Here is a 14,785-nt window from a genome sequence, read left to right on the forward strand (position 1 = left end):
GATAGGTGCTAGACGAGCTTGATACAACCTACCATCCGTCATAATCGGTATAAATTTCATGAACGGTTTTTTGTGAATATCCTTGTGGTATATTCATAATTGTGCACGCAACAACCAGTATGAAATTGAAAATATGAGTGGGTACTTTTGTTGAGAATTGTTTTTTCACCTAACTAGAAATTGATATGCAAAATAAAGCCAAAGAATAAAATTAAAATCCTTTTGTTTTTCACTAATTATGAAGTTTTATGTGGAAACAATTCATAATGTGTTAAAAATACAGAGTGTAAAATGTTATCAAAAAAGAATCCTTGTATTTATAAATTGGAGCCCCTTAAACGTATTGTCAATTGACGTAAATTTGTAACCCCCAATGATTAAATACACGGAGTTTAGTTTAGAGAATGGTTTGAGGGTAATTCATTATGAAGATAAAACAACTCCATTGGCAGTTGTGAATGTATTGTACAACGTAGGATCAAGAGATGAAAACCCAAACCACACAGGTTTAGCGCATTTATTTGAACATCTAATGTTTAGTGGTTCATTAAATATTGAGAGTTTTGATACACCGTTACAAAAAGCCGGAGGTTCAAACAATGCCTTCACAAATACAGATATCACAAATTATTATTTGACACTACCGGCAGAAAATATTGAAACTGCTTTTTGGTTGGAATCTGATAGGATGCTTTCACTGTCTTTTAAACAAGAGGCGCTGGATGTTCAAAAAGGTGTTGTGGTTCAAGAGTTCAGACAGCGATATTTGAATCAACCCTATGGCGATTTCTGGTTAAAACTTAGACCTCTTATTTATAAAACCCATCCTTATAATTGGGCTACCATAGGAAAAAAAATCGAACATGTAGAAAATACTACACTTGAAGACATTAAAGCTTTTTTTAAAAAATTTTATAATCCTAACAATGCAATACTTTGTATTGCGGGAAATGTAAGCATTGAAAAAACTAAAGAACTTTGCAATACATGGTTTGCACCAATTCCTTCCGGAAGCAGAAACCCAAATATTTATCCAAAAGAAGAAGAACAACGTTCACAGCGAATAGAAACATTTTATGAAAATGTACCTCAAGATATGGTAGCAATTGCTTTTAAGTCAGTTTCAAGAACAGATGTAAAATACTATGTTTCGGATTTGTTATCAGATATTTTGGGTAGAGCAGAATCATCAAGACTTTTTGATAATTTAGTAAGAAAACAAAAACTGTTTACTGCTATTTCTACCTATACTTCAGGAGAAATCGATGAGGGCATTTTTGTGATTCAAGGTAGGGTAAGTCCCGGAGTTTCTCATACAAGTGCAACTCAAGCAATTTGGGAGCAAATTGAAACGATAAAACAAGAGGGTGGTATTACCGAAAACGAATTGTTAAAAGTCATAAACAAATCAGAAACATCGTATTTGTTTAGCCAAACACAGGTGTTAAATGTTGCAATGGCTTTGTGTATATGTAAAAACCTTGGAGATATTAATCTTATAAACAAAGAACCGGAATTAATTCGAGCTGTTAAAGTCACCGACATTGTTGATTTTGCTAAAAAATATCTCACAAAAGAGAGGAGTGTAACACTAAACTATTTAAGCAAGGAAAAAAATGAACTCAAATAATTTCAGAAAGAAAGGACCTGCAATCTACCCTTTATCCTTGCCTTTGCTATCAAATCCGGACAAGGTTGCAAAAGGAATTTATGGGTTTTTTAAGGATGAGTGTGACGTTTTTAAACTAGATATAGTTTTTCCGAAAGCAGGAGTGGGTAATAGCATTTTGTCAAAAAGTAATATCTTTTGTGCTGATATGTTGCTCTCTGGAACTAACAAGCTATCAGCCCAAGAATTAAACGATAAACTTGATTTCTTAGGCTCTTATATCAATGTTACTACTACGTATTATAAAACGGTTTTGTCTGTTTATGGTATGAATAGGTATTTTGATGAAGTGCTTGAGTTGATTCATGAAGCTGTTTTCTTCTCAACTTTTCCTCAAAGCGAATTAGATTTATTAAAACAACAGAAGAAAAACAATCTACGAGTACAGCACCAAAAGACGGTATATCAAAGTTCGGTTCTGATGAATAAATATTGGTTTGGAGATGGTTCAATTTTAGGAAAACCAACTGATGAAGAAGATTATGCGGTCGTTACACGAGAATTATTACAAAACGAGTTTAAAACTAAATTTAATGAATGTTTTTTGATACTTACTTCGTCAATAGCTTTATCTTCAAAAACCAAGCAGATTGAAGAAGTTTTTAAAGATAAACTCACCGAGGATTTAACCTTTGTTGCGCAAGAAATAAAGTTTATTAAAAAGCATGCTGCCGACTCGGATTGTTTTTACTGTGTTTCTAATGCAAATCAGTCTTCTTTTAATGCAAGACTTGAAGTAGATTCCAGAAACACTAACGACTATGCTTCCATTACAATGTTAAACTTAATACTTGGCGGATATTTTGGATCTCGATTAATGAAAAATATTCGAGAAGACAAAGGCTGGACTTATGGAGTTTCTAGTAGGATTGTAAACTATTCTGACAATGCATTTATAGAAGTCTCCGGTGATATACAAGTAGATAAGGCAAGTCCGGTAAAAGATGTAATATTGAAGGAGTTTAACAAACTTTCGCATGAAACGGTAAGCAATGAAGAGTTTGAAACAGCAAGAAATTATTATTTAGGGAATCTACAGGAGGCATTTGACAGTTACTTTTCGTTTTCAGAAAGACATTTAGCGTTACTTGAAACAAAAAACACTCTTTCATGGTATAATACATTTGCAGACAAAATCAAACTGCTTACCCCATCACAAGTGCAACAAGCCGCACAAAATTATTTAAACTCAAATTCGTTAATTTATACGTGGTCAGGACCCAATCCATAGTATCTATATTTGTATTGTTTTTGTGCGTGTTTAAATTTTCAAATGTTTTAGGCATTGATAAACCCGTTCAAATTACAAGCGTTTGCTTGAATAAACTAGACTCAACAGCAATGATAAAATGGGTTGTTGTCTCTGATAATTGCGGTTCTTTTATTAAATATAAAATCTATGGAAGAGATGAACCATCATCATCTTTTGAACTAGTAGCCACCGAAAACGCCTATTTACAAACACAGTCTCAAGTTAAATTAAAAAACAATAAAGAATGGGAGTTTTTTATTGTAACCCAATTTGCTTGCAATGGAACAGATACACTGGTTTCAGATACAATCAAGGTAGATGTTGAACAGCCTTTTGAATGGGAGCTGGACTCTGTTAGCGTTGATTTAAAAACACAGAAAACGATTTTAGGGTGGAAACAACATCCGGCAAAAGATAGCAAAGGTTTTTATGTTTATTACGTTGGGTCGTCCAACATCCTTTTATCTGATACAAACGGACTTGTATTTCTAGACTCAATGCATGGACAGCCGGCTAAACAATCAGAGAAATACGCTTTGGCAACCTATGACAGTTGCGTCAATACATCACCCATTTCCCAAGGACTAAAAACAATATATTTAACAGGTAATCTTGATACTTGCAAGAGAACAGCATCTATTCAATGGACACAATATCAGGGAGTTACAATTAAAAACTACAAAGTTTATGTAAGTTCTGACTCGTTTTCGGGATTTACTGAGGCAGCAGAGGTTAATCCTGACACAGATTCTTTTATTTTAAGCAACCTTGAATCAGGTAGAAGGTATTGTATTGTAGTAAGGATGAATAGTGATTCCGGTATAACAAGTACCTCAAATAGAATTTGTTTTGAAACACCTACACCAACGGGCGCATCAAATAGTATTTATAATGTTAGCGTAACAGAAAAACAAGCAATTCAAATTGTTTTTATGAGCCAATTAAAGGAGGGAACAATAAGCCTGTTGAAATCATCTGATGGAATTAATTTTCAAACCTTTAAAACTTATGATGCAAAGAGTTTCCCTGAAAACATTACTGTGATAGATTCATTAGTAGATGTTGCTTCCAAAATTTATTATTATCAAATAACCCATAAGGATGTCTGTGACTATGTTATTCCTCAAGATTCAAGTTTAATATCAAATTCAATTTTATTAAACGTTTCAGAAAACAGTATTGAATCAGAATTAAATTGGAATCCTTATAATACATTTTCAAACGGGGTTGGACAGTATCATGTTTATAAACAATATGGACTTGAAATTTTACCTCGTTTCACGTGGAACTTAACAGACGTACTTACACCTAATCAAACTACTTCTTTTGATGTATATCAGAATCAAGAATATGCGTATAAATTATGTTATGTGGTTTCAGCAATAGAAAACGGAATTAATGTTTATAACAGACAGGACACTTCCTTTTCAAACTCTTTTTGTTTTGTACGAGAGCTTGCAATATATTTTCCTAATGCTTTTTCTCCTCATGGTATAAATACTACTTTTGGACCCGTTGGTATTGGTGTTATTGAAAAAGATAATGCTTCACTCCTCAGAATATATAATCGTTGGGGACAATTAATTTATGAAACACATCAAGTTACAAAAGGTTGGGATGGTACAGATAGTGCAGGAAATATTTGCCAATCCGGAACGTATATTTATTATGCCAAAATTAAAGGAGAGCTCGGAGAGGCAGTAGAATTTAAAGGTACTTTTTATTTAATAGATTAGGAATGATATATCTAAATAACACATACAATCTTTCTTTTCCGGCATCTGTAGAAAGAGTATATAAAACCGGAATTAAAGCAATAATGAATGACCATAAAGTTGATTTTTCATCAATAACGATAACCATGCTAAACGATAGCGCTCTGCTTGAGATAAATCAGAATTTTCTTAACCATGATTATTTTACAGATATTATAACTTTTACCTATTCTGATGAAGACGAGCCAATTGAAGCTGAACTATTTATCAGTGCAGATATGGTTGAAAGCAATGCTAAGAAATACAACGTGTCTTATCATAAAGAACTGCTAAGGGTGATTTTTCATGGATGTTTGCATTTGTGTGGTTTTGATGATCATTCTGAAGAAGAAAGAAAAGAGATGAAAAGAGAAGAGAACTTTTATGTAATGAAGTTTGCATTAAAAACTAGTTTCACGTGAAACAATAAAAAATGATTTTTGAAAAATATGATGTAATTGTTGTTGGAGCGGGTCATGCAGGCTGTGAAGCAGCTTATGCAGCAGGAAAGTTAGGCTCGAAGGTTTTGCTTATAACCATGAATATGGAAGTTATGGCAAAAATGAGCTGCAACCCCGCTATGGGTGGCGTTGCAAAAGGGCAAATTGTGCGAGAAATAGATGCTCTTGGTGGAATGTCAGGAATCATTTCCGATAAGACAATGATTCAATTCAGAATGTTGAATCGCTCAAAAGGTGCCGCAATGTGGAGTCCCAGAGCTCAAATAGATAGAATGAGATTTTCCGAAGAATGGCGATTAGCATTGGAAAACAACCCCTATGTTGATTTTTTTCAAGATTCTGTTGTAGATATTTTAACTAAAAATCAGAAGGTTCTGGGAGTAAAAACCGGAATGGGATTGGAAATTTATTCTCAATCTGTAATTATAACGAGCGGAACATTTTTGAATGGCAGAATTCATATAGGGAGAAAGAGTTATGGAGGAGGTAGAATGGGTGAAGCTGCTTCAACAGGCATTACTGCCAGTTTAGAAAAATTAGGTTTTCAATCCGGAAGAATGAAAACAGGAACACCTCCACGGTTGGATGGCAGAACCATTAATTATTCAATTTTAGAAGAACAAATGGGAGATGAAAACCCCGGTAAGTTTTCATTCTCAAATCAGACAAAATCTTTAACAATTCAAAAACCCTGTCACATAACATATACAAACGAAAAGGTTCATGACATATTAAGAGAAGGTTTTGCAGATAGTCCAATGTTTGCAGGAGATATTCATGGTCTTGGACCACGTTATTGTCCGTCAATTGAGGATAAAATTAACCGTTTTGCAGAAAGAAATCGTCATCAAATTTTTGTTGAACCGGAAGGTTGGAATACGATTGAGGTTTATGTGAATGGATTCTCTTCTTCTTTGCCGGAGACTATTCAACAAAGGGCGTTAAAAGAAATAAAAGGATTTGAGAATGCGAAAATGTTTAGACCCGGATATGCAATTGAGTATGATTACTTTCCGCCAACACAATTAAAACTAACTTTAGAAACAAAACTTGTAGATAATCTGTATTTTGCGGGTCAAATTAATGGTACAACCGGTTATGAAGAAGCAGCATGTCAAGGACTAATTGCCGGAATCAATGCGCATCTAAATTTAAATGAAAAAGAGCCGTTGATTTTGGATAGAGCAGATGCATATATAGGTGTATTGATTGACGATTTGATTAATAAAGGTACAGATGAGCCATACAGAATGTTTACTTCAAGAGCAGAATATAGAATCTTGCTTAGACAAGATAATGCCGATGTTCGCTTGACTCCAATAGGTAGAAAAATAGGTCTTGCCGATGAAGACAGAGAAAGAAACTTGGAAAAGAAAATAAACAATGTAAACAGCATTGCTAAACACCTGCAAACCAAGCAATTAACACCTGAAGAAATAAATCCGGTTTTAGAATCATTAAAAACACCGGTTGTCAAAGAAAAGGTAATTGCTTCTAAGATTTTGCTTAGGCCTCAAATAAGTATTGAAAATTTAAAACAGATTGAATCCATTTCTTCTTTTATTAGCACCATGCCGGAAGAGGATGTTGCACAAGCAGAAATAAACATTAAGTATGCTACATATATAGAAAAAGAGAAGGAAACAGCAGATAAAATTAAACGATTGGAGGGAGTTAAGCTAAACCCAGATTATGATTATTCTAAAATTGTTTCATTGAGTTCTGAGGCACGTCAGAAACTCAGTAAAATTAAACCGGAAACGCTGGGACAAGCAAGCAGAATAAGCGGAGTTTCGCCTGCTGATATTTCTGTTTTACTCGTATATTTCGGACGTTAAATAATGAAAAAAAGAACTTATTTATACTTGCCTCTTTTAATGCTTCTTTGGAGTTGTGCAAATATGTTGGCACCTGCAGGCGGACCTAAAGACATTAAACCACCTAAAGTTTCAAAATCAGAACCTTCAAACAATCAAACTGAATACACAAAAGCTTACATTAAGTTGACTTTTGATGAATATATTGGTATTGATAATCTTAATAATGAGCTAATCGTTTCACCTCCTCTCAAATATAAACCCACTTCAAAGATTTCAGGAAAAACAGCCATCATTTCATGGACAGATACACTGCTCGACAATACTACTTATACCTTTAACTTTGGTAAAAGCATCATTGATATTAACGAAGGAAACATACTAGAAAATTTCACTTTAACATTTTCAACAGGCAAGGAAATAGATTCGGCAGAGTATAAAGGTGTAATCACAACAGTAGATAAAAACGAAACATTAAAGTCAGCTTTCGTTTATCTATCAGAACAACCTTTTACTGATTCAACTTTCTTTCCGGTTCGTGCTCAATATCAAACCAAAACAAATGCTCAAGGATTCTTTAAATTTCAAGGTGTCAAACCTTCTACATATCAACTATTCTTTTTAGAGGACAAAAACTCAAACAAAATTGCCGATAACGGTGAATATGTCGGATTCTCGGACACGCCCATTTTAATTAAGTATTCCGAAATTGTTGAAGAACCGGATACGGCAAAAACAACAGAAGTAACTATAATACCCAATTACAAATCATTTCCGTTTTATAACTCCAAAAATCATTTTATAAAAAACGTATTTGTGTTAAACGATAAGCAAATAGCATTTCTTCCCCAAGAAAATATCTTCTTGGAAAAATGTTTTGCGATTGATCAAACACATTCTTTTCCTTCTTTTTTATTCAACGACACTTTCTTTGTTGTGAATACTAAATCCAATATAGTCCAACTAAAAATCACGAATAATAACCAAACAAACCTCTACAATTCAGATACACTCAAAATGTTATCAAAACCGGGAATGCTAAAATTATATAGGAAAAAGCAACTTGATAACAAACCTAATGACACTTTTTATACACTAAAGGCTACCTTGCCAATCCAACATTTTGACACCTCAAAAGTTGTATTGAAATGGGATAGCATAGAAACAAAACCAACAGTTTTTTGGGACGAATTTTCGGTTTCAATCGTACATCATTGGGAAGAAGGCAAACAATACAAAATAACCATCCAAGACAGTGCTTATAAATTCAATGATTCTATTTGGAACAAAAAGGAATTAGTATTTCAACACAATATTCCATTTCAAAAAGAGCTAAGCAATTTTGAACTTAGATTTATAAGAACAGGAATTGAATTTAGAGATATTAACTTGATTGTTCAAATTGAGAAAGACCAAGAGAAGTATTTTTATTTCTTGGCACCCGGAGATAGCATATTAACTTTATCATCACTTAAAGCGGGAAGTTATACAGTGTCCGTTTACGGGGATAAAAATGGAAATGGAATTTGGGACTCGGGTAATATTCAACAGTATATTCAGGCTGAACCGATTTTCAGACTCAATGCTCCAATAGAAATAAAAAAGGGATGGGATGGTGATATGAAAATTGAATTGTAAATTATAGAAGTTTTGGGAAGACACTCATATCTAACATGATTTTGTTTTCTTTGTTTGATATTAAAAGTACCATTGATTTTACTAATTTTGTCGTTCCTCAATCCATGAAAGATTATAGACTTTATAAAGGTGAATGTACAATTGGAGAAGCATTGGATAAAATGCTTGACTCTTATCACATTAGAGATAAAGTTGATTTAAGCAAGATTAGAACGTATTGGAAGGAAATAGCGGGAGAAGTAATTGCAAAATACACCACAGATCTTTATATGCGAAAAAAAGTTTTGTATATCAAAGTTTCAAACTCTATGCTTAAACAAGAGTTGAACTATATGAAAACAAAGCTTATACAAGCTATCAATGAATATTTTAAACGACAGGTTGTTGAGGAAATTGTAATTAATTAATACGCTAATTTTGACCCCATGAGTCATATAGTAGCTCCTTCTATTCTATCTGCCGATTTTGGTAATCTTCAGCAAGCATTCCAACTAATTAATCAAAGCCAAGCTGATTGGTTTCACGTGGATGTTATGGACGGTGTATTTGTACCGAATATTTCGTTTGGTTTCCCGGTTATGAAAACACTTAAGAAAGTTGCACAAAAACCGCTTGATGTTCATTTAATGATTGTACAACCGGAAAGATATATCCAAGAGTTTGCCAATGCCGGTGCAGATATTCTCACTGTACATTTTGAAGCATGCACTCATTTGCATAGAACTCTTGGTGCAATCAAAGAAGCCGGAATGAAAGCAGGAGTTGCAATAAATCCTCATACCCCAATAAGCAGTCTAAAAGACATTTTATATATGGCTGATTTGGTTTGTATGATGAGCGTAAATCCGGGATTTGGAGGACAAAAATTTATTCAGAATACTTATTCTAAAATAAAAGAGCTCAAAGAATTGAGTAAGTCGCAGAACCTTCATCCTTATATTGAAATAGATGGTGGTGTTACATTAGAAAATGCAAAATCATTGATTGATGCCGGTGCCAATGTGCTTGTTGCCGGCAATACTGTTTTCTCCGCACCTAACCCAATTGAGGCGATAGCAGCCTTAAAGAATGTTTAAAATATTACGAAGCAAACCCCGTTAAGTATCTATTGTGCAGCGAATCTTGTTATTTTTTATCATTTCATTGTTCACTCTATTGAACTTGAATGGACAAGATTCACCAAATGCGATTGTTTACGGAAAAATAATGTCGGATGACAAACCACCAAAACCCATGTCAGATGTACAGGTATTGGTTGACGGGGTGTTTACAGGGGTATTGTCTGATAATAGCGGGGACTTTGAAATAGAAATACCGGCAAACAAACAAGTGCTTTTGGTGTTTACTTATGCAGGCGTTAGTTCAAGAATATTAATAGAGCCGCTTAGCCCTATGCAAAGAAAGAAGGTGGATATAACCATTGCTGCAAAAATTCTTGAAGGGGTTGATATCAAGGAATCAAAGCGTCCAACCGGAAATATCATAAAGCTCAATCCTAAAATAGTCTATCATTTACCGAGTGTTAGCTCTGGTATTGAGGGGATTATAAAAACACTACCCGGAGTGTCTTCAGGTAACGAATTAAGTTCTCAATACAATGTAAGAGGAGGAAGTTATGATGAAAACCTTGTTTATGTTAATGATTTTGAAGTATTCAGACCACAATTAGTTCGTACGGGACAACAAGAAGGGCTGAGTTTTATCAACCCTTTTATGGTAAATAATATTACGTTTTCTGCCGGAGGATTTGAGTCAAAATATGGAGATAAAATGTCTTCTGTTTTGGATGTAGAATACAGAACACCCAAAAAATTTGAAGCAGTTGGGGAAATAAACTTTATGGGTGGAGAACTTAGCTTTGGAGGTATGAGTAAGAACAACAGACTTTCTTATATTGCAGGGTTTAGATACCGAGCAAATAATTATTTATTAAACTCTCTTGATGTTGAAGGTCAATATAATCCACAATTTCTAGATTTTCAATCTCTTGTTGTATATAATTTCAGCAAGAGTCTTAGGATTGAATGGTTGTCAAATGTTGCAAAAAACAAATATAGACTCGTCCCTGTTTCACAAACCACCTCTTTTGGTACTATTCAAACCGCTTTACAACTTAATGTAGGCATGACAGGCAATGAAATCATGGAATACAACACAGCCATGTCGGGATTTTCTCTTGTGTATGAACCATCAAAGGCATTGACTTTAAAATTTATGACTTCGGGAATATCTTCTGTTGAAACCGAAAAATATGATGTTTTTGGTGCTTATCAGTTAGATCTTATTGATAACAATATGGGCTCAGATGATTTTGGAAACGCAATAGCAACATTAGGAAATGGATTTTTTATCAATCATGCACGAAACGAACTGTATTATCAGATTATAACAGCCGACCACAAAGGAACATTTAAACCTATAAAAAAAAATATTGAACTCACATGGGGTATTGGATATAGACGTGATATGGTTGAAGACAAGTTTAAGGAATGGCACTATGATGACTCGTCAGAATACAATATCAATCCGTTTCATCTCTCTTCTGATTCTATTTTTCTCAGCTCTTATATCAATTCAAAAATTAATGTAATAAACAACCACATTCAGGGTTTTGGGCAATTCTCATGGATGATAGACCCTGAAAATTCACAACAAATCACAGTTGGGTTACGTACCCATTACAGTTCTTTAAATCAACAAAATGTTATCAGCCCGAGACTCCAATATTCAATCGAACCAAACAGAAGATTTAATAATAATATAGGAAACGACAGTCTTCGCAAAAGAGATTATGTTCTTCGTGCTGCAACAGGATTCTATTATCAGCCTCCTTTCTATCGCGAAATGAGAGATTTTGAAGGTAATATCAATACATCACTCAAAGCACAACGCTCGATTCATTATATTGTGGGAGCTGACTATTATTTTGAATTATGGGATAGACCCTTCAAACTCTTTACAGAGATATACTTTAAAGACCTTGATTATCTTGTTCCTTATGTTGTTGACAATATGAGAATCAGATACTACGCAGAAAATAGCGCTCATGGTTATGCCGGTGGTATAGATACCCGAATTAATGGACAGTTTATACCGGGATTAGAAAGTTGGTTTACTTTTTCATTTCTCAAAACAGAAGAGAAAATCAAGTATATCAATAGTTTCGGAACAGAGATTGAAAGTCCGTATTTGCGCAGACCCACAGATAGGAGAGTCAGCGCATCGTTATTTTTTCAAGATGAGCTCCCAATTTTGCCTGATTGCAGGGTAAATCTAAACATGGTTTTTGGCGCACCCATTCCTTATTTTCTGCCAGGAGAAGCTCGATATAGAGAAGGTAATAAAATCCCTGCTTATAGAAGATTAGATGCCGGATTTAACTATGTGTTTATTAAAGAAGGAGATAAAACAAAGAAGCTTTCCAAGACGTTTTCTTCTCTTTGGGCAGGTTTAGAAGTATTTAACATGTTGGGTATTAACAATGTGATTTCCTATCTGTGGGTTAAAGACATAAATAACAATATGTTTGGAGTACCTGAATTTTTAACCTCTCGAAGAATTAGTTTGAGGGTAATTGCCACTTTGTAAGGTGTTTAGTTCGTTTCTTCTTTAGCGTCTGAAGACTTTTTTCTATTAATCTCAGGGTTTTCTTTTTTGTGTGTCTTTAGGTTCTTATTAAATTTATTGAACACCAAGTAGAACCCATAAAACACTATCAGTGTAACCACAATTTCAGAAGCAATCAACAATATTTTAAATTCTTTACTGTGTGGATCGTTACTTATCAGCAGAAGAGTATTTAAAAGAGAATACATGGTGCTGCAAATGTAAGTGTTAGTTGCCTCTTTTTTATTTTAGTGATTTATTAAAATTGCAAGAATTAACTTCGCAGATTAAAATTCATGAAACTCTTTCGCCATAAGGATTTTAGGTTTTACTTGCTATTGTTTCTCACGAGTCTGTGGGGCGGTGTGTTTTTTATTCTACCTGACTTCTTTATTTATCCCACTGTCGGTATAAAGGGAATGCTCTATACAATTGCACATTGGATATTGGTTAGTCTGCCATTGATGATGTTGTTGTATTTGACAATGCTCAACAAATACATTTTTGCTACCATTCTTCCGGTTTTGGCGGTGCTTGGAGCCTGCATAGGGTTTTATAGCTTTTATTATAAAGCAACCCTCACCCCCATGATTTTGGACGCAACTCTTAATAATGATTTGCAAACTTCAATGGATGTTATGCCCTGGCTTCTCTTTGTCTGGATTGCTCTGTGTTTAGTTACTGCCATTATTGCTATTATGGCAAGATTCAGACTTAGGGGGCTAAGCAGACCCTATCTTCATTTGTTTGCGATTCTTGTAGTGTTTGCTCTTTTGTTTTCTGTGAGTATGAGGGCAAAGACCTCTTTCTATCAACACTTTCCTTTTTCGCTCTATTACAACATAAAAGAATACAACAAACTGTATGCATCACAAACCTCTCAACGAATGATGCCGGACACAATTAAAAACTTTGTATCCGAAGAAGGCCTTACCATTGTTTTTGTGATTGGCGAAACATTGCGTGCAGACCATTTATCATTAAACGGATATTCACGGGAAACAACCCCGCATTTAAACAACAGAGAAAATATAATTTCATACCCTAATATTTATTCAGAATATACTTATACCAACCCCAGCGTGGCACATATCATGACAAGGGCTGATAGCCTTCATAAAGAAAGAGCTTATACAGAAACCTCATTTGTTCCTTTGTTTAAGTCTTCGGGTTTTTACACAGCATGGATAGCAAATCAAGAACCTGCAAAGAGTTATGTTTCATTTATGAAGGAGTGTGATACACTGATTTATGCTCACCCCGAAAAATCTGTCTATACTTACTCTGAATGGCTTGACGGAGATTTGTTGCCCGGGTTTAATTATCTAAACAACATGCAAAATAACAACAAGCTTATTATCATGCATACAATAGGCAGCCATTGGTATTATAATAATCATTACACAAAGGATTTTGAAAGGTTTAAACCCGTTACCCAAAGCAAAATTGTAACCCAAAATGCCACACAAGAACTCATCAACTCTTATGATAATACGGTCATTTATACGGATTTCTTTTTAGACAGTGTGATTGCAACACTCACTTCAAAGAATGCCATTTTGATTTTCTTGTCTGATCATGGAGAGGCATTAGGCGAAGACGGGCTTTGGCTACATGCCAACGATAACAAAGCACTCAGAAATCCTGCTTGTGTTATTTGGTGTTCAAATATGTTTATTGACAAGTATCCTGAAAAGTTTTCTGCAATACGAGCTAATAAAGACAAGCGTTACCGCACTGATTTTTTGTTTCACAGCATTTTGAGTATTGGCAAAATTCCCACTAAGTTAATTGAAACCAAATACGACATTTCAAATGTTTCTACTCACCAATCAACAGATTCTCAATGAAGAATAAATACTTTTTTTCTGTCATCATTGCAACATACAACCGTGCTGTACTTGTACAAAGAGCATTACAATCTTTGATGGCACAAACAGAGTCTGATTGGGAAGCATGGATAATTGATGATGGCAGTACTGATGACACGCAACTTGTAGTCTCTTCTTTTCTCAGCCAAAAGATTCATTACTTTTATCAACCCAATCAAGGTGATGCGGCAGCAAAAAATAAAGGTGTTGAACTTGCTAAAGGGAACTACGTTACTTTCTTGGATTCAGATGATTATTATGAGGATACACATTTGGCTACAAGAAAAGAAATATTAATACAGCATCCGGAAATTGATATTTTACATGGAGGTGTTAAAATCATTGGAGAACAATATGTGCCCGATGTTTTTAGAGAAGGGGAATTGATACACTTGTCCAAATGTGTGATTGGAGCAACTTTTTTTATTAAAAAATCCGTGTTCACAGCATTGCATGGATTTGAAACCATACGCTTGGGTAGCGATGCTAAACTATTGGCTAAAGCTGAAAAATCAGGCTATTCAATAGAGAAGACACATCATCCTACTTATGTTTATGATCGTACAGGAACGGATTCTATTACCCACAATTACAACAAGAATATATAGGCATTAAAGCATGTTTATCTAATTAGGAATTTTGGTAAAGGTCGTTGAAAACTCTATTTTTCATAGTTGGTATTAATTCAATAAAAACTTTGTTTTGTACGTTTATAAA

Annotated in this window: 12 protein-coding genes; 11 read left to right on the top strand and 1 reads right to left on the bottom strand. The window is 34.4% G+C overall.

The window, feature by feature from the left end; translation table 11 throughout:
• The first annotated feature begins 373 nt into the window (after positions 1 to 373).
• The 9 genes from M0R38_00205 to M0R38_00245 all read left to right on the top strand — a co-directional run bounded on the left by M0R38_00205 (position 374) and on the right by M0R38_00245 (position 12,179).
• Positions 374 to 1,630: an insulinase family protein gene (locus M0R38_00205; GenBank protein ID MCK9480170.1), complete on the top strand. Its 1,257-nt coding sequence runs from the start codon at positions 374 to 376 to the stop codon at positions 1,628 to 1,630.
• Positions 1,617 to 2,900: an insulinase family protein gene (locus M0R38_00210; protein MCK9480171.1), complete on the top strand. Its 1,284-nt coding sequence runs from the start codon at positions 1,617 to 1,619 to the stop codon at positions 2,898 to 2,900. Before M0R38_00205 ends, M0R38_00210 begins: the two co-directional genes overlap by 14 nt.
• Before the next feature lie 110 nt (positions 2,901 to 3,010).
• Positions 3,011 to 4,657 (top strand): gliding motility-associated C-terminal domain-containing protein, encoded by a 1,647-nt coding sequence (locus M0R38_00215; protein ID MCK9480172.1) that lies wholly within the window; start codon positions 3,011 to 3,013, stop codon positions 4,655 to 4,657.
• A gap of 2 nt (positions 4,658 to 4,659) precedes the next feature.
• A complete protein-coding gene (gene ybeY / locus M0R38_00220; GenBank protein ID MCK9480173.1) occupies positions 4,660 to 5,097 on the top strand; it encodes an rRNA maturation RNase YbeY in 438 nt (145 codons plus the stop codon).
• Between the two features lie 14 nt (positions 5,098 to 5,111).
• Positions 5,112 to 6,974, top strand: coding sequence for a tRNA uridine-5-carboxymethylaminomethyl(34) synthesis enzyme MnmG (gene mnmG / locus M0R38_00225; GenBank protein MCK9480174.1), 1,863 nt, complete (start codon positions 5,112 to 5,114; stop codon positions 6,972 to 6,974).
• A 3-nt stretch (positions 6,975 to 6,977) separates the two neighbouring features.
• The gene (locus tag M0R38_00230) at positions 6,978 to 8,591 is read left to right on the top strand and encodes an Ig-like domain-containing domain (GenBank protein ID MCK9480175.1); all 1,614 of its coding nucleotides are present in this window, start codon (positions 6,978 to 6,980) and stop codon (positions 8,589 to 8,591) included.
• Positions 8,592 to 8,626: 35 nt separating this feature from the next.
• Positions 8,627 to 8,998: a DUF721 domain-containing protein gene (locus M0R38_00235; GenBank protein MCK9480176.1), complete on the top strand. Its 372-nt coding sequence runs from the start codon at positions 8,627 to 8,629 to the stop codon at positions 8,996 to 8,998.
• Between the two features lie 18 nt (positions 8,999 to 9,016).
• On the top strand, positions 9,017 to 9,667 hold the full coding sequence (rpe, locus tag M0R38_00240; protein MCK9480177.1) for a ribulose-phosphate 3-epimerase: 651 nt from the start codon (positions 9,017 to 9,019) through the stop codon (positions 9,665 to 9,667).
• Between the two features lie 85 nt (positions 9,668 to 9,752).
• Complete coding sequence (locus M0R38_00245; protein ID MCK9480178.1) at positions 9,753 to 12,179, top strand: TonB-dependent receptor plug domain-containing protein; 2,427 nt, start codon at positions 9,753 to 9,755, stop codon at positions 12,177 to 12,179.
• A 5-nt stretch (positions 12,180 to 12,184) separates the two neighbouring features.
• Here the strand turns inward: M0R38_00245 and M0R38_00250 are convergent, their stop codons facing one another.
• The gene (locus M0R38_00250; protein ID MCK9480179.1) at positions 12,185 to 12,406 is read right to left on the bottom strand and encodes a hypothetical protein; all 222 of its coding nucleotides are present in this window, start codon (positions 12,404 to 12,406) and stop codon (positions 12,185 to 12,187) included.
• An 87-nt stretch (positions 12,407 to 12,493) separates the two neighbouring features.
• Between M0R38_00250 and M0R38_00255 the strand changes: the two genes are divergently transcribed.
• Complete coding sequence (locus tag M0R38_00255) at positions 12,494 to 14,047, top strand: phosphoethanolamine transferase (GenBank protein MCK9480180.1); 1,554 nt, start codon at positions 12,494 to 12,496, stop codon at positions 14,045 to 14,047.
• The gene (locus M0R38_00260; GenBank protein MCK9480181.1) at positions 14,044 to 14,676 is read left to right on the top strand and encodes a glycosyltransferase family 2 protein; all 633 of its coding nucleotides are present in this window, start codon (positions 14,044 to 14,046) and stop codon (positions 14,674 to 14,676) included. The genes M0R38_00255 and M0R38_00260 overlap by 4 nt, the downstream gene beginning before the upstream one ends.
• The last annotated feature ends 109 nt before the right edge of the window (positions 14,677 to 14,785 follow it).

The sequence above is a fragment of the Bacteroidia bacterium genome (genome assembly GCA_023228875.1).
In the GTDB taxonomy this organism is placed as follows: domain Bacteria; phylum Bacteroidota; class Bacteroidia; order NS11-12g; family UBA955; genus JALOAG01.